This is a genomic window from Ensifer canadensis, assembly GCF_017488845.2.
In the GTDB taxonomy this organism is placed as follows: domain Bacteria; phylum Pseudomonadota; class Alphaproteobacteria; order Rhizobiales; family Rhizobiaceae; genus Ensifer; species Ensifer canadensis.
On sequence record NZ_CP083374.1, the window covers coordinates 754,134 to 772,869 of the forward strand.

General features: G+C 59.1%; 17 protein-coding genes and 2 pseudogenes. 6 read left to right on the forward strand and 13 right to left on the reverse strand.

All coding sequences use genetic code 11. The features are described 5' to 3' along the window. Positions 1-400 precede the first annotated feature (400 nt). The 12 genes and pseudogenes from J3R84_RS36880 to J3R84_RS36935 all read right to left on the reverse strand — a co-directional run bounded on the left by J3R84_RS36880 (position 401) and on the right by J3R84_RS36935 (position 12,620). Entirely contained in the window at positions 401-1,180 is a 780-nt protein-coding gene (locus J3R84_RS36880) for an ATP-binding cassette domain-containing protein (RefSeq protein ID WP_203528523.1), read from the reverse strand. Continuing rightward, positions 1,170-3,428: an ABC transporter permease gene (locus tag J3R84_RS36885; RefSeq protein ID WP_057206726.1), complete on the reverse strand. Its 2,259-nt coding sequence runs from the start codon at positions 3,426-3,428 to the stop codon at positions 1,170-1,172. The genes J3R84_RS36880 and J3R84_RS36885 overlap by 11 nt, the downstream gene beginning before the upstream one ends. An 83-nt stretch (positions 3,429-3,511) precedes the next feature. After that, positions 3,512-4,597 carry a substrate-binding domain-containing protein gene (locus J3R84_RS36890; protein ID WP_057206724.1) on the reverse strand — a complete coding sequence of 362 codons (1,086 nt, stop codon included), beginning with the start codon at positions 4,595-4,597 and terminating at the stop codon, positions 3,512-3,514. A gap of 184 nt (positions 4,598-4,781) precedes the next feature. Beyond that, positions 4,782-5,000 (reverse strand): annotated as a pseudogene (locus tag J3R84_RS36895) (aldehyde dehydrogenase family protein); the annotation flags it as partial. 10 nt (positions 5,001-5,010) lie between these two features. Next, positions 5,011-6,147 (reverse strand): fumarylacetoacetate hydrolase family protein, encoded by a 1,137-nt coding sequence (locus J3R84_RS36900; protein WP_156408048.1) that lies wholly within the window; start codon positions 6,145-6,147, stop codon positions 5,011-5,013. Continuing rightward, positions 6,134-7,033: an aldose 1-epimerase gene (locus tag J3R84_RS36905; RefSeq protein ID WP_057206718.1), complete on the reverse strand. Its 900-nt coding sequence runs from the start codon at positions 7,031-7,033 to the stop codon at positions 6,134-6,136. The genes J3R84_RS36900 and J3R84_RS36905 overlap by 14 nt, the downstream gene beginning before the upstream one ends. Continuing rightward, a complete protein-coding gene (locus J3R84_RS36910) occupies positions 7,034-7,777 on the reverse strand; it encodes an SDR family oxidoreductase (protein WP_057216431.1) in 744 nt (247 codons plus the stop codon). 11 nt (positions 7,778-7,788) lie between these two features. Beyond that, positions 7,789-8,520, reverse strand: a complete 732-nt coding sequence (locus J3R84_RS36915; protein WP_057206714.1) for an ATP-binding cassette domain-containing protein — start codon at positions 8,518-8,520, stop codon at positions 7,789-7,791. 3 nt (positions 8,521-8,523) lie between these two features. Further along, on the reverse strand, positions 8,524-9,501 hold the full coding sequence (locus J3R84_RS36920; protein ID WP_057206712.1) for an ABC transporter permease: 978 nt from the start codon (positions 9,499-9,501) through the stop codon (positions 8,524-8,526). A 155-nt stretch (positions 9,502-9,656) separates the two neighbouring features. After that, positions 9,657-10,637: a sugar ABC transporter substrate-binding protein gene (locus J3R84_RS36925; protein ID WP_203528524.1), complete on the reverse strand. Its 981-nt coding sequence runs from the start codon at positions 10,635-10,637 to the stop codon at positions 9,657-9,659. A gap of 46 nt (positions 10,638-10,683) precedes the next feature. After that, the gene (locus J3R84_RS36930; RefSeq protein WP_057206708.1) at positions 10,684-11,886 is read right to left on the reverse strand and encodes a mandelate racemase/muconate lactonizing enzyme family protein; all 1,203 of its coding nucleotides are present in this window, start codon (positions 11,884-11,886) and stop codon (positions 10,684-10,686) included. 11 nt (positions 11,887-11,897) lie between these two features. Next, positions 11,898-12,620 carry a FadR/GntR family transcriptional regulator gene (locus J3R84_RS36935; protein WP_025430665.1) on the reverse strand — a complete coding sequence of 241 codons (723 nt, stop codon included), beginning with the start codon at positions 12,618-12,620 and terminating at the stop codon, positions 11,898-11,900. 112 nt (positions 12,621-12,732) lie between these two features. Between J3R84_RS36935 and J3R84_RS36940 the strand changes: the two genes are divergently transcribed. The 6 genes from J3R84_RS36940 (at position 12,733) to J3R84_RS36965 (ending at position 18,410) form a co-directional block, all read left to right on the forward strand. Beyond that, positions 12,733-13,629 (forward strand): SMP-30/gluconolactonase/LRE family protein, encoded by an 897-nt coding sequence (locus J3R84_RS36940; protein WP_057216428.1) that lies wholly within the window; start codon positions 12,733-12,735, stop codon positions 13,627-13,629. A gap of 788 nt (positions 13,630-14,417) precedes the next feature. Next, positions 14,418-14,621 (forward strand): hypothetical protein, encoded by a 204-nt coding sequence (locus tag J3R84_RS36945; RefSeq protein ID WP_203528525.1) that lies wholly within the window; start codon positions 14,418-14,420, stop codon positions 14,619-14,621. Positions 14,622-14,756: 135 nt separating this feature from the next. Further along, positions 14,757-15,908 (forward strand): Fic family protein, encoded by a 1,152-nt coding sequence (locus tag J3R84_RS36950; protein WP_203528527.1) that lies wholly within the window; start codon positions 14,757-14,759, stop codon positions 15,906-15,908. A 47-nt stretch (positions 15,909-15,955) separates the two neighbouring features. Continuing rightward, a complete protein-coding gene (locus J3R84_RS36955) occupies positions 15,956-16,483 on the forward strand; it encodes a ProQ/FINO family protein (protein WP_057206697.1) in 528 nt (175 codons plus the stop codon). A 672-nt stretch (positions 16,484-17,155) separates the two neighbouring features. After that, positions 17,156-17,371, forward strand: a complete 216-nt coding sequence (locus tag J3R84_RS36960; RefSeq protein WP_057206695.1) for a DUF3072 domain-containing protein — start codon at positions 17,156-17,158, stop codon at positions 17,369-17,371. A gap of 568 nt (positions 17,372-17,939) precedes the next feature. Further along, on the forward strand, positions 17,940-18,410 hold the full coding sequence (locus tag J3R84_RS36965) for a hypothetical protein (RefSeq protein WP_203528529.1): 471 nt from the start codon (positions 17,940-17,942) through the stop codon (positions 18,408-18,410). Positions 18,411-18,486: 76 nt separating this feature from the next. On the opposite strand, the pseudogene J3R84_RS36970 reads toward J3R84_RS36965, so the two are convergent. Further along, positions 18,487-18,600, reverse strand: a pseudogene (locus tag J3R84_RS36970) (type II toxin-antitoxin system VapC family toxin); the annotation flags it as partial. Positions 18,601-18,736: the final 136 nt, after the last annotated feature.

Here is an 18,736-nt window from a genome sequence, read left to right on the forward strand (position 1 = left end):
GGTCTCAATTCGGGGCGTCCATCCTGATCGGACAGTCCCGAAATAACCTAAATTCGCGACGTGACCCACGTTTCCCTGTCGTCCCTCTGGGGAATTAACTCGCCAACGTTGGACCTCCATGGCGGCTGATCTCTTTTTCAATCTGCACGATCAAGGTGTCGAGTGCCGGATTTCTCGTCCCGCGGGCTCGTCGGATAACATAGGCCAATGATGGCCAATCGTATTCGGCGTGAAGATTGTGACTCCGCTGGTCCCGGCTATCCTTGCGGCTAATCCTGAACTTCCCTCCCTCCTGAGAAGATCGAGCGATAGCCGGCGCGACCGCGCTCTCGTGGATCGGCTACCCGATGTCGTTATCGCCCAATATGCCGACGGTACTGCGGATTTTGCCGATGCCCGGTCAACGCACTGCCTGCTCCGCCGTGAGTGCCCTTTCGCGGGTGCCGGAAACAATGATCTCCAGAATCTCGTGTTCGTCAGTGTGCTTGATATAGCGGTCGCCGACATACTCGCCGCGCTTCAGCACCATCACGCGATCGCCGACGGCAAAGATATCTACCAGCCGATGAGAGATGATAACCTGGGCTACACCCTGTCTCTTCAATTCCAGCATCGTTTCAAGCAGGCGTTCGGTCGCCATCACCGAAAGATTGGCGGTCGGCTCATCGAGGATTACGACCTGCGGCTCGAACGAGATGGCGCGGGCAATCGCCACCGATTGCTGGCGGCCGCCCGACAGGCTTTCGACCTTCTGGTAGACGGAGTTGACGTCGACCTTGAGCCGTTTCAACACCTTGTCGGCCTCCGCATACATCTTCCGCCGATCGACGAACGGGCCCTTGAGCGGCCAGCGGCCCAGAAATATGTTCTGCCCGACGTCCATGTTCCCGCACAACGCGAAATCCTGGTAGATCATCTCGATACCGACGTCGCGGCTCTCATGCGGGCTCCTGAAATGCACCGGGTGTCCGGCGACGAATATCTCGCCAGCATCGCGCTGGTAGGCGCCGGTCAGGATTTTCATTAGCGTTGATTTGCCGGCGGAATTGTCGCCAACGAGACCGAGGATCTCGCCGGGATGGAGCACCAAGTCGACCGAGCGTAGCGCCTGGACCGCACCGAACACCTTTTCGATGCTCCGCATTTCCACGATCGGTGTACCTTGGGTATCAGCGGCCATGACTGGTCTCCGATCTTTGTCCGCGTTGCGCCAAAAAGGAGCGCATGCGTCCGAAGATATTGGCTTGGCGAACCCAAATGTCGACGAGCACGGCCACGATAAGGATGACGCCGATAAAGACATTGATCCAGTGCTGCGGCATGGTGAACCCCTGGACGTTCAATTGCAGCAGCGCCCGCACGAGCGTGATCGCCGCGGCGCCGGCAAGCGAGCCGATGATGGTGCCGTAACCGCCGAAGATCGATCCGCCGCCGATGATGACCGAGGCGATGGCGTCCAGTTCGCGGAACTGGCCGGCGACGGGGTTGAAACTGCGAAAGTAGGCGACGTTGATGATCCCGGCCATGGAGGCGCAGAGCGCTGACAACAAGAGCGCGAGGAAACGCACGCGGTTCGTGTTGATGCCCGCGTAAGCCGAGGCGCGGAGGTTGCCGCCGGTGGACAGGACCTTCAGTCCGAACGGCGAGTAAGCGAGCACGAGGCCAGCCACCAGGGCGACAAAGAACATCCAGATCGTCTGCACGCTGACGACTTCTGCGACAGTCCGAAGAAAGCCGGGCGGCAGCGAAAAGCCGAAATGTAGGAGGACGTCGTTCGCCTTGCGGCCGAGCAGGTTGTAGCCTTCGGGCCAGCCCGTCAGTTGCTGGCCGGCGACGAACCAGGCGGCAAGACCGCGGGCGATGTAGAACATGCCCAGCGTAGCGATGAAGGCCGGCAGCTTGAAACCGACTGTGACGGTGGCGTTGACGAGTCCGGCGAGCATTCCGACAATCAGGCCCATCGCCACGGCGGTCATCGGGTCGGCGCCCAGCACCTTCAGAAAATAGGCCGCGGTGCTGCCCGAAAGCGCAAGTACCGCCCCGACGGAGAGATCGATATCGCCGGCTGCGATGACATAGGTGAGCCCGACCGCGATGAGAGCAAGTTCTGTGTAGTTGAGCAGGATCGCGAACGTATTGGAGAGGTTCCACCAGTAGTCGGGCCTGAGGGTGAGCCCCGTCAGCCACAACAGGATTGTCAGGATAACGGCAAGCGCGTCGCGGCGTGCGAGAAACTTGCCGAACCCGGTAGCCGTCAGCTCCCGGTCGCTCGCCATCGCTCCCTTGGTCTGGACGCCCTCGAGAGCCACGCCGCCCATCTCATAGGCGGGTGGCGGCGGGCGGCCGCGCAGCCAGGCCCAGAAGCGGCCCGCGACTTGGCGGCGGATGAGATAGGGCTCTATCAGCACCGCAATGACGAGAAGGAGGCCGAGGAAAACAAGTACCGCGCCCGCGGGTAGGGTGAACCTGGCGTTGACCGCAATATTCTCGCCGTCGATGACGACAATGCGCGTGATTGGCCATCCTTCGCGCAAGACCTTGTCGACCAGCACGACGACCGCGGCTCCCAGGCAAGAGCCGATCACGCGACCGCGACCGCCCAGGATCGACGCGCCGCCGATGACCACGGATGCGATGACGGTGAGTTCCCAGCTGACACCATAAAGGGGGGTTACGCCCTTATCCTGTGCCGCCGACAGGAGAGCCGCAAGGGTCGCACAGAGCGACGAGATCAGGTAGGCGCGGATGCGCACCCAGCGTGCGGGAATACCGGCATAGACTGCCGCCTGTTCGTTCCCACCGGTGGCGAGTGTCTCGTAGCCCCAGCGGGTTTTGGCAAGCACAACGGCTCCGAGCGCGACAACGCAGGCGAAGACGATGATCTGGTTGTTGAAGCCGAGGACATTGGTTTCGCCGAGGTGGAAGAACAGCGGAAATTCATCCGCCTTGCCGGAATAATAGATCGCCTGGCCGTGCGTCAGCGCCAGCACGAAACCGCGGCCGATGAAAAGGATCGTCAGAGTCGCGATGAATGCCGGCGCCCTTAAGATGGTCACGAGCACGCCGTTGAGTAACCCGATCGCCGTCCCCAGCAGCAGACAAAGAATGACTGAGGCCGTGATTTCGAGATCGAGAAAGCTCGGTGAAAAAAGCCGGGCGAACGCCACCGCGACGAGGCCGTAGGTGGACCCTACCGACAGATCGAGGTCCTTGTTGACGATAACGAAGGTCATCCCCACGGCGATGATCCCCACGCGGGAGGTATCGCGAAGCAGGGCGTGAAGCGCGTCCGTCGAGGCGAAGAAGGTCGGATTGGCGAACACGCCGCCGACATAGAGCAGGACTAGGAACAGTATGAGACCGGCCTCCCAGCCGCCGGCGAGCTGCGGAGGCGCACGGCCGAGCGATGTCGTCTCCACAGGCGCCATGGGTTTGTCCGGTAAAACTTTGCACTTGCGCAGGCGGCAGGAACGGCCCTCCCGCCCGTATATGTCAGGCGGCTCGTGCGAAATCAGTTCTCGAAGCGCTTGCCGACATTGGCGACGGTCTCCTTCGTCACCAGCTGGGCCCGTGTGTCGAGATTGGCGGCCGAAATGCCGCGGTCGATCTGCAGGTAGAGCTGCATGACCGGCCAGAAGCCTTGCAGAAACGGCTGTTGTCCCAGCGAGCCCGTTAGGTTGCCCGCGGTGATGCCCTCTTGCTGCGCCGGCCCCAGATCGAAGCCGAAGGCACAGAACTTACCGGTCCATCCCATTTGCGCGACTGCCTTTACGAGTGGCGGTGTGAAGACGTTGTTTGCGGTGAAGGCCCCGACGACGTCACCACGCGACTCGAAGAGCGACACGAGCGCGTTCACGGGGTCGTTCGGGTTCGTGTCGATGCCGACATTCTCCGGCCCGGCGTCCACCTTGAAGTTTTCAAGCTTTCCGGCGTCCTTCAGTGTCTTGACGATCGCATTAAAGGCCGAGGTCACCCGGTTGTTCACTTCGATATTGCCCATCGCGGTCGAGGACGGCAGCAGGATCGAGCCGCTCGTCTTGCCGCTGTCGAGCACGCATTTGGCAAGTGCTTCGCCGCCGATCGCAGCCGCGGATGCGTCCTGGCCGGTATGACTGATGCTACTGCGATTGAGCAGCGTCCCGTCAAAGGAATTTGTCGTAGCGACGGGAATTCCCTTTGCCTCGGCGGCCTTGACGATGTCGTTGTAGGCGCCGACCTGCGGTGTCGTCATGATGATACCGTCGATCGTCGGATCCTGAACGATCTGATTAAGGATTTCGATCTCGCGGGCCGGATCATCCACCGGCGATTCCGAGCCAAGCAGCAGGATCTTGGCGCCGATCATGTTGCCAGCCACAGTGGCGCCAACATAGACGGGATCGAAAAAACCGTTCCCGGCGGTGTGCGTCACGATACCAAAGGTGAGGTGGCCGTCGGCCGAATGAAAGTCCTTGGTACCGGGCGCCTCTTTTGCGGCCTCCTCGAAACTGTAGCCGCCGACCGCCTTCTCGACACTGCCTGATTGCGCGGATGCATACGAGACGCCAAGCGAGAGCGCCGCGACCGATGCTGCCGCGTGCAACAAAATACGCCTCATGACTGGTCCTCCCTTGAAAGGGGCAGAAGCCGTTCGGGCGCGCTGATCGTGAGGGCCGAATGCCTTCCTCCCACGACGCTAATTTTCCGCGTAATTCTATCGTAAGTAAATGGTAAACACGTGGTGCTGGCAAATTTGTTTGGCAGCGGCGTTAAGTTGGACTCGGCGCGCATCCGACTGCGTGCTCGTCGGCGGTCTTTCGAAGGATTGCATGAGGCTCGAGAATGCCGGAGCGCGACCAGGCCGGAAACGCAGCCTTGGCCGCGGCGATCGCCGCCTTCGCATCCTCGGCCGAGGCGCGCGCATATTCCCCGATCACGTCGTTGGTGTCGGACGGATTGATATTGGCAACGCCATCACCGCCAACCCATTCGCCGGCAATCAGGTTCTGGTGCAAAGCCATAATGGGGTTCCTAGATTAGCTGGCGTGCGGCGAGGTTGCGCATGAGATGGGACGCGCCGAAGGTCCAGGGAGGGCACTCGGTAGATAGCCTCACCGTGTTGACGAGAGCGCCGAGCTTGGCGTTGGAAATCGTCACGACATCGCCGATCTTGTGTGTGAAGCCCTGACCGGGGACGTCGCGATCTTCGACTGGAGCGAACAGCGTGCCCATGAACAACATCAAGCCATCGGGATATTGGTGATGGGGACCGATGGTCTGTGCCACTAGGTCGAGTGGATCGCGGCTGATCTCCTTCATCGAGCTGCGGCCGGTCAGGACATAGCCATCTTCGCCCTCAATCCTCAGATCGAGTTCGGCGTCGCGAACGTCATCGATCGAATAGCTTTCGTCGAACAGTCGAATGAACGGACCGAGTGCGCAGGAGGCGTTGTTGTCCTTGGCTTTGCCGAGCAACAGCGCCGAGCGCCCTTCGACATCGCGCAGGTTCACATCGTTGCCGAGCGTCGCCCCCTTCACCCGGCCCTGGCTGTCGACAACCAGCACCACCTCCGGTTCAGGGTTGTTCCATCTCGAGATCGGGTGGAGCCCCACCTCGTCCCCATAGCCGACCGCCGACATGATCTGTCCCTTTGTGAAGACTTCGGCGTCGGGACCAATTCCGACTTCGAGATATTGAGACCAGACGCCCTCCTCGATCAGTGCCTCCTTGACCTTCGCCGCTTCCAGCGAACCGGCCTTGAGATTGCGCAGGCTGTCTCCGACGACCGCCGTCACGCGTTCGCGGATTTTGGAGGCGAGGTCGGGATTTCCTGCCGCGCGCTCCTCGATCACCCGCTCGAGCATCGAGCGTGCAAAGGTCACTCCGCAGGCCTTGATCGCGTGAAGATCGCATGGGGCGAGCAGCCGGGGTATGCTCGGGTTAGCGGCCCTGCCGGACAAAACATCGTCGAGATTGCAGATCGCTTTTCCCTCTTGGGCACGAACAAACCCGACTGCATCGTCCATCTCGGCGAGATCGCGCATCGTTGGCGCATCTTTCGAGGTAATATCGAAGAGAACGCCGGCCCTAACAGCCACCAGCGCCGGCCCCTCTTCTTGCGGCAGCCAAACGCGACCTACGAAGGTGCCGTTCTTACTGAGTTCCATATCGTTCATCCCATTCCAACGTCATTGAAGCAGTCAGTTTTTGACGGTGTTCGAGCACCTGAAGGCCGGGGTGACCCTCAAGATTATGCGCGTCGACGGGGTGGGAGACCGGCTCAAAACAAAAGAAGTCGGCCTTCGACCCCGGCGAGAAGACCAACGCATATGCGAGGTTATCCGAAGCGGAGAGCCTGAGAGAGACGGCCCTCTCGCCTTGCGTGATCACGGCTTCTCCACCCCACTCGCCGAAGGCATTGTTGATCCAGCCGTCGGGCAAGATCCGCCCGCCATCGAAGTTCCAGTCTGAAGCGTCACCGATCTCTTGCCGCCCGGCGGGAAGATGACGCTCGTCCTCCAGCCATATCTCCGCGGCACGAAATTGCAGCCGAGTGTCCACATTTCTGGGAAACCACGGATGGAACCCCACGCCGAACGGCAATGCTTGCCCCGACAAGTTTTCAACTTCGAGCTCTACGATCAGTTTGCCCATGGCGAGCGTGATGATTTGCCGTGCCCGGTAGCGGAATGGACCGATCTCCCCGTCACATTCTACTTCAAGGGACTCTGAGCGCTGAGCAAGCGTGCGCCAACACCGCTGAAAGCCGTCCCCATGAATGGGCAATGGCTCGCCACAAAAGTTGGCAGGAACAGGATGGAACGCACCATCATGTTCGAAGCCGCCCCCGGAAATGCGATTGGAAAACGGGACAAGGACATTGCAGCCGAGTGCGAGGGGTCCATCCTCCATCCGACCGTTCCACGGCCTCAACACGGGAAGCAACGCGCCGTCCGGGTGTCGCACATCAAGCCGCGCAATCCCCCCTCCGAGCGCCGGCACGAGTTCGAGGCGCGCGTTGCCATTGTCCAGGATAATCCGGTCGGCCACCATCTACCAGCCGCCGTCGATCGCGAAGATCTGCCCAGAAATCATGTCCGAGGCCGGCGAGACGAGGAAGAAAACGAGTTCGGCGACATCCTCGGGCTGGATGCGTTTTTTGAGGCATTGCCGCGTCAGGATCCAATCGTTGTATTCCTGAAGCCTATCTGCAAAGACCCGGTCTTCCGCTTGGGAAACAATCGCGCCTGGCGAAACCGCATTGACGTTGATGCCATGGGGACCAAGCTCACGGGCCAGCGACTTCGTGAGACCGACCATCGCACCTTTTGACGCCACATATGGTACGTAGCCTTCCCATTGGCCATTGAGCGTGATGGAAGCAAAGTTGACAATCTTGCCGGCCCCCTTGCGCGTCATCAAATCCGCACAGCCTCTGACAGCAGCAAAGGCAGCTGAGGAGTTGACCCGGATCTGATCTTCGTACTCCTCCAGGCTGAATTCTTGAAACGGCTTGTTGATGATGAGCGCGGCGTTGTTGATCAGGATGTCGATGCCACCGGAGGTCTCCGCCTCCTGCCGAATGACCCTTTCCGATGTGGCGAGATCGTTCAGATCACAACCAAGAAAGCGCACGTTTTCGCCGAGGCTTCGTGCCAGCGTTTGCGCATCCTCCAGCTCGGGACGATCGAGTATAACGACGGTCGCGCCTTCCTTGTTGAGCTTCCTCGCCTGCGCCCGACCGAGCGTGCCGAGGCCTCCGGTGACGAGTGCCACTTTTCCTTGAAGCGTCTCCATTTGCGTTCCCTTCAAAGCACCGACTGCACTTCGTCAATCGACGTGTCGGCGACACGCTTGTCGAGCACGATCTGTCCACGCGCCATCGCGACCACACGGTCACAGCAGTCAAAGACATGATGCATATTGTGGCTAATGAAGATCCCCGTGACGTTCTGCTCCTTCAGCGAACGAACGAAACCGATGACCTTGTTGGTCTCCTTGACCGAAAGATGGTTAGTCGGCTCATCGAGGATCATCACCTTGGATTTAAAGTGCATGGCTCGGGCGATGGCGACACCCTGCCGCTGCCCCCCGGAAAGCTCACCAACCAGCGCATCAGGCGAGCGGAGATGCAGATCGACATCTGCGATCGCCCGGACACTTTCCTCGCGCATTTTTCGTAGATCCATAACGCCGATGCCAAACACCGAGTATTTCAGCGGCTCTCGACCGATGAACAAATTCCGCGCAATCGACATGGTTGGAACCATGGAGTTGTACTGGTAGATCGTCTCGATGCCGAGACGCATGGAATCGCGCGGGCTGCAGATCGCGACTTTCTCGGATTCGATATAGATGTCGCCCTCATCCTGCTTCTGCACACCGGAGAGGATATTGATCAGTGTGGATTTGCCGGCACCGTTATCACCGATGAGGCCCACTGCTTCGTTGCGGGCGAAATCGACCGAGACGCCTTTCAGCGCATGCACGCCCGAATACCACTTGTGGAGGTTTTTGACGGAAACGATGGTATCCTTCATGGATCAGACCTCCACTTTGATGGACTTTGCGCGCTTGCGCAGCCAAGAGTTGGCGACCACCGCAAAGATGGTCAACGAGCCGATGGCGAACTTGAACCAGTTGGCGTCGACCTGGCTGAGAACGAGACCATTGTCGATCACGCGGATCAGCGCAACGCCCACGATGCCGCCCAAAACGGCGCCGACCCCACCGGTCAGTGCAGTGCCGCCGATGACCGCCGCCGCCACGGCCTGAAGCTCCATTCCCTCGCCGATTGACGGCAGGGGCGAACCGAGGCGCAGCACCTGGATCAATCCGGCAAATCCGCTCAGTACCGAGCAGAGAATGAAACAGGCGATCTTGACGCGCGCTGTCGGGATGCCGAGTGCCGCTGCCGCAGGCAGGAATCCGCCGGTTGCTCGGATCCAGTTGCCTAAGTTTGTACGGCTAAGGAGCAACGACACAAGACCAGCGATGGCCAGAAACCAGATGAATGACATTCTCACCAGTTCGCCCGGCCCGACGAAGCTAGTGAAGAGCCACGTGGGGAGATCGGCCGGTAGAAGCGGCGGAAATCCGCCGGAGATCACGACAGTCAGGGATCTGGCGACAAACATCATGCCAAGCGTGGTGATGAAACTTGGTATTGCGAAGCGAATGGTCAGAAAGCCGTTCAAAAGACCGATAGCGACGCACACAAGAAGGCCGGCGATCAGTGCCAGTGGGAACGAAATCCCTGTAACCATCAGCACCGCCATCGACATCGGCATCAGGGCGAATACGGCTCCCACTGAAAGGTCGAATTCACCGCAGATCATGAGAACCGTCACACCAATCGCGACCAATGCCATCTCGGGCAGGATCCCCAAAACGCCGCGCAAATTGTCAAGACTCAAGAACACGCCTTCAGACTGGCTCTGGAAGATACCCATGAGAAGCAGGAGAAGGATAAGCGCGGCCAGTTCGGGCTTATCCATGTAGATTTTCAAAAAACGTTTCATTGCATGCGGCTCCAGTGCGAGAGGGCGGCGATGTGCTCGCCGTACCCTCTCGGCCAAATTTGGCGCTCTGCGCGTTCAACTTAACGCGCAAAGCACACTCTAACGCCCTGAACAGGCTAGTTTGTCTCTTCGCTCCGGCCCCCCGGGGACGTGCGTTAGCGAAGCCCCTTGGCGGAGAACTCCATGATCGTCTCGGCATCGGCCGGGCGAACAATGCCCTGCCCCGTGTCAATGTCGGACGGGGCAAGTCCGAAAGTCTCGGCGAGATAGACTTGCATGACTGGCATGAAGCCCTGCATGTACGGCTGCTGATCGACCTGAACCTGGACGTAGCCGGTCTGCATCTGCTGGACGACTTCCGGCACGAGGTCGAAGCCGCCTAGCAGCACCTTGCCCGGCTCGACGCCGCGATCCTTCAGCACCCGTGCGACCGCAGCATGCCAAAAGCCAGTGTCGAAATAGGCCGTGGTGTCGGGGTGGGCATTAAGATAGGCGCCAACACGATCGGCCGTAATCGCAAGATCAGTGCCGCTATCGATTCGCTCCCAAGAAACCTCTCGGTTGGGATTGGCGGCCTTGTATTCCTCCAGGAAATCCATGACGCCCTGCCCGCGTGCCTCAGACCAGTTCTGGCCTGGAGCCGAAACTCCGACCAGCACCTTAATCGGCCCCTCCTTCGGGAAATTCTGCGCCATGGCCTGACCGAGCGAGTGGCCGGCTGGTCGGAATCCCTGGCCGACAAAAGCAGCGCGCATGTTTCCTTGTGCGCCCTGACTGTCATCCACGTTGACCCCGATCACGACGACGTTGTCCTTCGTGGCGCGGGCGATGACGTCGTCGAACGCCTTGTCGTCGACGATCGAAGTTAGAAGGGCATCAGGCTTGCGCGCTAGGGCCGCTTCCATGTTTGAAAGCTGCTGCTCGACGGAGCCTTCGTTCTGCGTAAAGACCATCTGGCAGTTGGCTGCGATCTTCTCGCAGGCGTCGTCAAAGCCCTTCTTCACCGCCTGCCAAAACGTATTCGACGCCGACGAATGGTGCGTGAAGACGATGTTTAGCGGCTCCGCGGATGCCCCGAGCGCTGTGGAGCCCAAAAGCGCTATGCTCAAAGCGCACCCAGTCAAAAACCTTCTCATGCTTACTCCTCCCTTGGTTCATTTTGATTGCAGCTGAAGGTCCGTGTCAGTTCGTATCCGAGCTGCGGCGAAATACGGTGAATGCCTTATCGAGGTCCGGATTGAGTTCCATGCCCAGTCCGGCGCCTGGCGGTACCGTGATCATGCCGTTCTTGACTTCGGGCAACGCCGTAACGAGGTCGCGGTACCAGGTCTTGTAGAAGGCGCGGACGCTCTCCTGCACCAGCGCATTGGGCGCGTTTAGCGACAGATGCGTCGATGCGCAAAGGACGACCGGGCCAGTGCAGTCATGCGGCGCGACGGGCAAGTGCCATGCCTCCGCCATAGCGGCGATCTTGCGTGCTTCCGACAATCCGCCGCACCAGCTGATGTCGAGCATGACCACGCCGGCAGCGTCGGTTTCCAGAAGGTCGCGAAAGGCCCAGCGCGAGCCCAACGTTTCCGAGGCTGAGATCGGTGCCGGCGAGACGGCCGCGTAGCGCTTGAGGCTCGAGAGGCTGTCCATTTTGATGGGATCCTCGTGCCAGAATGTTTGGTATGGCGCGAGTGCTTTGGCGATCTGCATTGCTGGCAACAGCTGCCACATCGAATGGAACTCGACCATGATATCCATCCGGTCGCCGACCGCCGAACGGATCTTCTCGAAGGGCTTAAGCGCCGACTTAAGATCGGGCAGTGAGATATATTGGCCGCGCGTCTTTTCCGCAGAGATATCGAACGGCCAGATCTTCATCGCCGTGATGCCCTCTTCAAGCAGGGAATGGGCAAGTTCGTCGGCGCTGTTCAGGAAGCCATTGAGGTCGTCGTAATTGCGCGCGGACGACGAGGACAGATCATAGTTCGCTGTCGTCTGGCCGGTCGCCTTCTTGATGTACTCAGTGCCCGCGCATGTGTTGTAGGTCCGGATTTCCTTGCGACTGAAACCGCCGAGCAACTGGGCGATCGGCTGGTTCGTTGCCTTGCCGAAGATGTCCCACAGCGCGATGTCAAAGGCCGAGTTGCCTCGCACTTCAGCTCCGGAGGAGCGAAACCCGAGGTACCCCACGAGATCGGCGGCGAGGAGGTCGATCTGCAAGGGGTCGCGGCCGATGACCCGAGGCGCGACATATTCATGAATATAGGTTTCGACGGTCTCGGCGCCGAAGAACGTCTCCCCGAGCCCGGTCAGCCCCTCATCCGTATGGACCAGGAGCCAGAGAAGGTTCGGGCGCTCCGCGACGCGGACCGTTTCCAGTTTCGTTATTTTCATAAGGCTGCTTCCTATGCGATGCCGGCGGCAAGAAGCGCCTTGACGCTCTCGTCGAAATGCCGGGCCATGAGCTGACTGGCTGCTTGCGGATCGCCCGCAGCAATCGCTTGCGCCAACTCGATATGGATTGCGTTCATTGCGTGCCGCTCTGCGTCCGAGGCGCGGCTACGCCAACCGATCGGCCAAGTCTGCCGCGACACGCCCTGGAAGGCGCCGACAATCATCGAGAAGATCGGATTCTTTGAAGCGCGGGCGATCTCGAGATGAAACGCGAGGTCGCTCTCCATTACTTTCTCCGCGTCTACAAAATTGTCCTCCATTGCCTTCGCAAGTCCGAGAATGGTGCGCGCTTCCGCGTCCGTCCGCCTCAGTGCGGCGAGCGTCGCTGTACGGGTCTCTATGGTTCGGCGCACGTCGTAGACCTGATTGATGTTGATCTGGGCAGTGTGTACGCCGTGCTCGATCATCAAGGACATTGCTCCGTGATCGAGCTGCGCCACGGTGGCGCGCTTACCCGCACTGAGATCAATCAAGCGCATCGTGGCGAGCGACCTGAACGCCTCGCGGACCACCGATCGAGATACGCTGAGTTCCTTCGATAAGGTTGCCTCACTCGGCAGCCGATCGCCGGGGCCGAGTTCATTTGTCCGGATGTGCTGGGTGATCGCGCCGATCGCGGTGCCGACCAGGCTGCCGGCTATATGTTGCTCATCTTCAACTGGCCGCAGATTCATACATCGCCTCCCGAAATGCCAAAACCTGTCGGACAGGTTTACTTGATCCGATTCATAGTTTACGCATAAGCTGTATGTCAAGATTGAATTCGAAGACCAAAAGGGGAATTCCATGGGAGTTGAGGTTGACGTTGTTCTCGCCGCGAAAAACGTCGTCGGAGAAAGTGCCGTATGGGACGAACGAGAACATGCGCTATGCTGGGTCGACATCGTCGGGAAATCGATCCATCGCTTACGCCCGAACTCGGGCAAGCACGAAAAGTGGAACTTCCATGATCTCGTGACTTCAATTGGCCTTCGTAAGGACGGAGGCGCCATTGTCGGATTGAGGAAGTCAATTGCGCTATGGGACTTCGGCGGCCAACTCCGCGCCATAGCAGAGGTTGAATCGGAGCTTCCGCGAAATCGCCTGAACGAAGGCGTTGTCGGGCCAGATGGCGCATTCTGGGTTGGCACCATGCAGGACAATATCGGTCTCGATGGCACGCCGCAGGCGATAACGGCAAAGACGGGAAGGCTGTATCGTTATGCGGGCGGAGAGCTATGCTCGGTTTCGGATGACCACTTTGGCATCACCAACACACTGATATGGACTGAAGACGATCGGCTCATTACGGCCGACACCGAAGACAACACGATCTACAGTTACGCCTTGGATAACAAATCCTGGTCTCTTCATGACCGGCGGACGATCCTTTCTGGCTTCAGTCGTGGTCTTCCAGACGGATCTTGCGTCGATGCGGAAGGTTTCATCTGGAATTGTCGCGTCGCCGGTGGCGGTTGCGTGGTTCGTTTCACGCCGAGCGGTATAATAGATCGCATTGTCGATCTGCCCTGTTCGTGGCCAACCAGCTGTGCTTTTGGCGGGCCTGGACTTGAAACGCTGTTCGTTACCTCAGCACGCTTCACGATGACCGACGCGCACCTTGCCGACAATCCGTACGAGGGAGCTGTGTTCGGGATGCGGGCAGGTGTTTGTGGGCAGCCGACCAATCGGTTCGGTCAATGACACAAATTGCAGGTTGCCAGAGATATTAGAGCACCCATCTGCCGGTGACGGCGCGCTTGCGCCGATTGAGCCTTTCCGCCAGCACCGCCGCAAGTGGATGATCCAGCAATGGACCGTCAACAATCGAAGCTAGTACCCTCACGATTGATTATGCGATCTTGAGTGGCAGCCGAACGGACCGATGTTCTCGACCGGCCGGATAAGGAGGAGTCTGCTTCGGCCGATGTCTATCGAGCGGATCATGACGCTAATCGAGCCGCACCCTCGCGGTTGGTGCTCGACAGGAACACCGGGGACAGCCGATCTAAGGTCAAAACAAGTTTCCCCTGTCAGCGCGCGCGCAACGGCGACGCGCCCCGGGAACCACGATCACATCCTGCTTCTCGCGCGTCCAACTCTCCGACTGACGCTCTGCTTCAAGTCGCCGGCACCACCTACGGCCGGCCGATGCGACGTGATGGCTGAGCGCCCTGGCGTAATGGCGGGCGACCTTGCGCTCCTTGTTGTCGCCGAACAGCCAGCCTTGCCGCGCAGCTCCGCGAACGTTTCGGGCGTTCAGCGACCGACCTCGCCAAAGCCTCACCGTCTATACCCTTGTCCACTAAGGCGACCTTGACCTTAAAGGCGACACCCTCCGGATCGACATAGACATTGCAGCCTACGGAACGCACCGTTGCCATGGCCCGCTCGAGGTCGGGTTTCGCCTTCGCTGACCCAGAATTCAAGGGAGCGTTCGATGGAGCTTGAACCTGCCCTGCTCACCACGATCGCCTCAAACAGGTTGCCCCATGACCGTGATTGTGGTCGAAAAGCTGCAGGCCACCGGATCGCCGACCACGCTTGCGCAACTCGTGGAGATCACAGGTCTCGCCAGAAACGTTACTGCCCAGACCCTCGACCCGCTCATACAGCGCGGGCCCGCCTCGGCAATGCCATCCTCCGTTCGGTCCGATATCAACCGCCTCTCAAAATGGGCGATCGCGCTGATTTGAGGACCGTCCCTTTAACGCCCCTCCTCCCTGCCACCCAAGGCAGAGAGATGGAATCGGCCTTGGGGCTATAGGCGCGGTTGCTATCGCTCATGATTTCCGGCAAAAATGAGGTATAGAAAAGGAAGTCTATAGCTCATGAAATGGAACTGGACGCAGCAAGGCTGGCCCGAATTCAGTTTTGACGCTTCCCGGCTTGAGCCGCTTGAACGGCAATTCCTTTTGTCATCTGGTGAGGTCATCGGCGCAATCCGCCACGTCAGCGACAATGAACGCGATCAACTACGCATAGAGTTGATCAGCGAAGAGGCGGTGAAGACATCGCAAATCGAGGGAGAAATGCTCGATCGTTTGAGCGTCCAATCCTCTTTGCGCCGACAGTTCGGTCTAGAAGCAGACAGCCGGCCGATCAAGCCGCAGGAACGCGGGATCGCAGAAATGATGGCCGACGTCTATGGCACTTGGTCGCGGCCTCTGGACCATGAAACGCTCTTTCGGTGGCATAGAATGTTGATGACGGGAAACCGTCATATGGGAACGATTGGTACATACCGAATACACGAAGATGCCATGCAGATCGTATCTGGTCGCCACGATAAACCTATCATCCACTTTGAAGCGCCACCGTCAGTACGAATACCGGACGAGATGGCCGCCTACGTGGATTGGTTCAACAAATCCGCAACTCACGGTGAAGCCCCCCTCCCCGCTTTGACACGTGCTGGTATCGGCCATATTTATTTCGAGAGCATCCATCCTTTCGAAGATGGCAACGGTAGGCTCGGTCGGGCGATTTCCGAAAAATCACTTGCACAGAATATTGGACAACCAAGTCTCATTGCACTCGCCTTCACGATTGAGCTTGCCCGAAAGGAATACTACAGCCAGTTGGAGAAAAACCAGCGCACGTTGGATATCACCGAATGGCTGATCTACTTCGCGCAGACCATCCTGGAAGCGCAACAGACGACATTGCGTCGGATCGACTTTTACCTCGACAAGGCGCAATTCTATGATCGGTTTCGCGGGCAGTTCAACGAGCGGCAGGAAAAGGCGGTCGCCCGCATGTTCCGTGAAGGCCCTTCGGGATTTAGAGGCGGGCTGAGCGCCGAGAACTACATCGCGATCACACAAACCTCGCGAGCGACCGCCACTCGTGATCTTCACGACTTGGTGGAAAAAGGCGCACTTGTGCGAACCGGCGAACGTCGCCATACGCGGTATTCCCTCAGCCTAACTGAGACGAAAATGCACGATCCGGGATTCAGAGGCGCCTTTGATCAGGCATGAGTTGCTACAGGCCAACGGTATTTGAAATAACGCATGAGAAACCTTCCATGAGCAAATCGTCGAGAGACAAACTTGGCCCAGTTGCTGCACGGGACACGGATGTGTTGAAAGCGCAGGCAATCAATGCGCTACTCACACAGCCGATTGCCATTCTTCCCATGAAGCCCGGCGATCCAATCCGACCCTTCGGGCTCGGACTCTGGCCTGAAATCAGACCCCTTCTGCGGCCTGGCCTTAGCGTCTCGACCCTGCGCCGCGCGACCGGAACCTTTCTCCACTCAAAGAGATACCATCTAGCGATCGCGCAGCTAGGCTCCGTCCGCCACGATATAAACGGCACAGCGATAGGCCTAGTATCGGACACAGACGGGCTGGCGGCCGAGCAAAAAATTGAAAGCTTGAGAAAGCGCGATGAAGCCCGAAAGGCAGCGGCACCTGCGGTTGTCCGATCCATCCCACTTTCGAAGGCTGACATGATCCCGCGCTGCTCTGTTCAATCGGGACAATCCGCCGGGTTAAATCAGGGCGAGCGGCATCGAGCAGCAGCGGCTGCTCGCCCGCGGAAAATGTCTTAGTCGCCGCGCGTGCCGATGAAGGTAGTCGGCTTCGAGCGCCAGCGAGAATGAGCGTACCAGGCGCCGGCAGCGCAGCTGACAGAGCCCGTTCGCGCGCGGTTTGACCGGTTAAAAAGCCTCGTCTCGGAGGATCAGCATCGCGACGGCCAACGCCGGGATCCGGGAAGCCTAGGCCCGGCAAGCCGCTCCAATTGAAAAGCGCCCTGCCTTCACCTGCCCGACCTGACCAGCAAACCTGCGTATCGATGATACCCGTCTCTGGCGGCCGCTGGATCATCATTGAGACGATGCAGGGCGCATGCTTACGAGGGCCCCGGCGATGCGCTTTCTCTCGCCAGGCGGAAACGCTGCGATCGATTCCGCAAATCGATGTGGCGAGCGGACGACAACTTCCGTCGAGATCCGGCTTTCGATCTCCGACTGCCATACCGGACGGCGGGCAGCCTAAATCGTTCACGCTTGCAGATCGTGAACCGTTTGGCTGAGAGAGGAGCCCAGGACCTGGTCGCCGCGTGCGGATCATCTAATGGTCGCCGGTATACTCTGAACGGGCTCTCTACCGGGTGCGGCGCTCACTTCTAATGAAGGGCCGACGATACAGGCGACGATCGACAGATGGTTGGAACCCGCACGCGCCCTGGAACGTTTAGAGAACGAATTCAGGAGGGTGTTATGACTGTCAATCCGAAAACCGATCCTTCTTCCAACACACAGAAAGACCCCGACGATTGGGTCAGCGGCGACGAGCCGATGACCGGTGCGCAGCGGTCCTATCTGAAGACCCTGTCGGAGCAGGCGCATCAGCCCGAGGCCTATGCTGAGGATCTGACCAAGGCGGAAGCATCCAAGAAGATCGACGAACTGAAGCAGTCGCTCGATTTGGAATGAATCGCCGCGTGCGGCCACCATGCATTGAAGCCGATAGCCGAGGACGCACAGTGACATCACGAATCTCTGGAACTTTTTTCACGAGAGGCGATATTTGCTGATTAAGCCAGCCCGGTCACGCTGCGAAACAGCCAACGTCGAGAATACGGCCATGCAACACGAAGACACCAGACAACAGTATAGCAAGGTGGTTCACGGCTGGAATCAGCGGTACGACCTGGAAGAGTTCATCCGCGCGCACCGGCTTATGCCCCTTGTCGCACGTGAACTGTTTGAGAAATTCGGACCATACAAAATCGACCTCGATCGAAAGGTCGCCGAGCTCGGAGCAGTGGGAAAATCTAATCGTGGGCACTAGTCGAGAGTTCCTCTACGCGCCCCTAGACGACCAGGCGGTCGTTCCCTCCATCTGTCGGCCGCCTGGAATAAACTTTTCTCACAGATAGCAGCTCGCTTCGCGAGCACGACGCGCTTAACTGTGGGGCGGCTGCACCCGTCAAAAAAACGGCCCCCGTAATAGAGGCCATAATCGCATTGCCAAGTCCAACTTACTACGATGTCTGCTCAGGTGGAATACCCTTCTCCACCAGCCGAGCCTTACAGAAGACCATTGCCGTGTTCCGGGCCAGCAGCCCATGCTGCCGACGGTGAGGCGATCGACCTCCACGATTTCGGGCTTGTCGCCGTGTTCCGGCAACCCAGCCAGGCGATCGCCTGTGCATTCGATCTTCGGAGCCGCCTGAATCAAATCGGCCTGAATGTGCAAGCAGCCATCCACATCGGCGAGTGCGGAAGACACCACGGCCATGCCGGCCCGGTCCTGCAGCTTGCAGCGGGACTTGCGGGCTGCGCGAGACCGGGCGATATCATCGCCTCCCGCACCGTGCGCGATCTCGCCATCGGTACAAACCTCTCCTTTGATCCACGCGGGGAGCTCGACCTGCCCGGAATCCCCGGCCCATGGCGGTACTTTTCCGTTGGCCCGGTTTTGGCCATGCCCCGTACGGGAGCATCCAATGAATTACCGGAAGATAATTGACCCGATCGGGAGCACCCGGCTGCCTGCAGTTCCTTGTCGCTCCAATGGCGTGTCGATGCCGTGCCCTCCCTCAACGCATCCGGTCGCCATAGTCGTGGCGCAGCCCGCACAACCATTCGGTGAGGTGCGCGACAGTTTTTGGATCCGATTCCTGTTTCAGGGGAATGCCGCGCATGATTTCGCCAAGCGAGAAACGCACTCAGGTGATGCTGTAGCTTCGCAGGGATCAGCGCCGTCGGTGGGGTTATTTGCACACGCTATGGTTCGAAATCGGCTTCAAATGTGCAGCTTTGGTCATGTCACCCGCAATTTTATTAGTAAATGTG

Bases quoted from the DNA above. Each gene is read 5' to 3' on its own strand.
- J3R84_RS36915 (WP_057206714.1), bottom strand. From the start codon at position 8,520: ATGAAGGATACCATCGTTTCCGTCAAAAACCTCCACAAGTGGTATTCG.
- J3R84_RS36950 (WP_203528527.1), top strand. From the start codon at position 14,757: ATGAAATGGAACTGGACGCAGCAAGGCTGGCCCGAATTCAGTTTTGAC.
- J3R84_RS36945 (WP_203528525.1), top strand. From the start codon at position 14,418: ATGACCGTGATTGTGGTCGAAAAGCTGCAGGCCACCGGATCGCCGACC.
- J3R84_RS36930 (WP_057206708.1), bottom strand. From the start codon at position 11,886: ATGAAAATAACGAAACTGGAAACGGTCCGCGTCGCGGAGCGCCCGAAC.
- J3R84_RS36880 (WP_203528523.1), bottom strand. From the start codon at position 1,180: ATGGCCGCTGATACCCAAGGTACACCGATCGTGGAAATGCGGAGCATC.
- J3R84_RS36890 (WP_057206724.1), bottom strand. From the start codon at position 4,597: ATGAGGCGTATTTTGTTGCACGCGGCAGCATCGGTCGCGGCGCTCTCG.
- J3R84_RS36925 (WP_203528524.1), bottom strand. From the start codon at position 10,637: ATGAGAAGGTTTTTGACTGGGTGCGCTTTGAGCATAGCGCTTTTGGGC.
- J3R84_RS36955 (WP_057206697.1), top strand. From the start codon at position 15,956: ATGAGCAAATCGTCGAGAGACAAACTTGGCCCAGTTGCTGCACGGGAC.
- J3R84_RS36900 (WP_156408048.1), bottom strand. From the start codon at position 6,147: ATGGAACTCAGTAAGAACGGCACCTTCGTAGGTCGCGTTTGGCTGCCG.
- J3R84_RS36885 (WP_057206726.1), bottom strand. From the start codon at position 3,428: ATGGCGCCTGTGGAGACGACATCGCTCGGCCGTGCGCCTCCGCAGCTC.
- J3R84_RS36910 (WP_057216431.1), bottom strand. From the start codon at position 7,777: ATGGAGACGCTTCAAGGAAAAGTGGCACTCGTCACCGGAGGCCTCGGC.
- J3R84_RS36940 (WP_057216428.1), top strand. From the start codon at position 12,733: ATGGGAGTTGAGGTTGACGTTGTTCTCGCCGCGAAAAACGTCGTCGGA.
- J3R84_RS36935 (WP_025430665.1), bottom strand. From the start codon at position 12,620: ATGAATCTGCGGCCAGTTGAAGATGAGCAACATATAGCCGGCAGCCTG.
- J3R84_RS36960 (WP_057206695.1), top strand. From the start codon at position 17,156: ATGACTGTCAATCCGAAAACCGATCCTTCTTCCAACACACAGAAAGAC.
- J3R84_RS36920 (WP_057206712.1), bottom strand. From the start codon at position 9,501: ATGAAACGTTTTTTGAAAATCTACATGGATAAGCCCGAACTGGCCGCG.
- J3R84_RS36905 (WP_057206718.1), bottom strand. From the start codon at position 7,033: ATGGTGGCCGACCGGATTATCCTGGACAATGGCAACGCGCGCCTCGAA.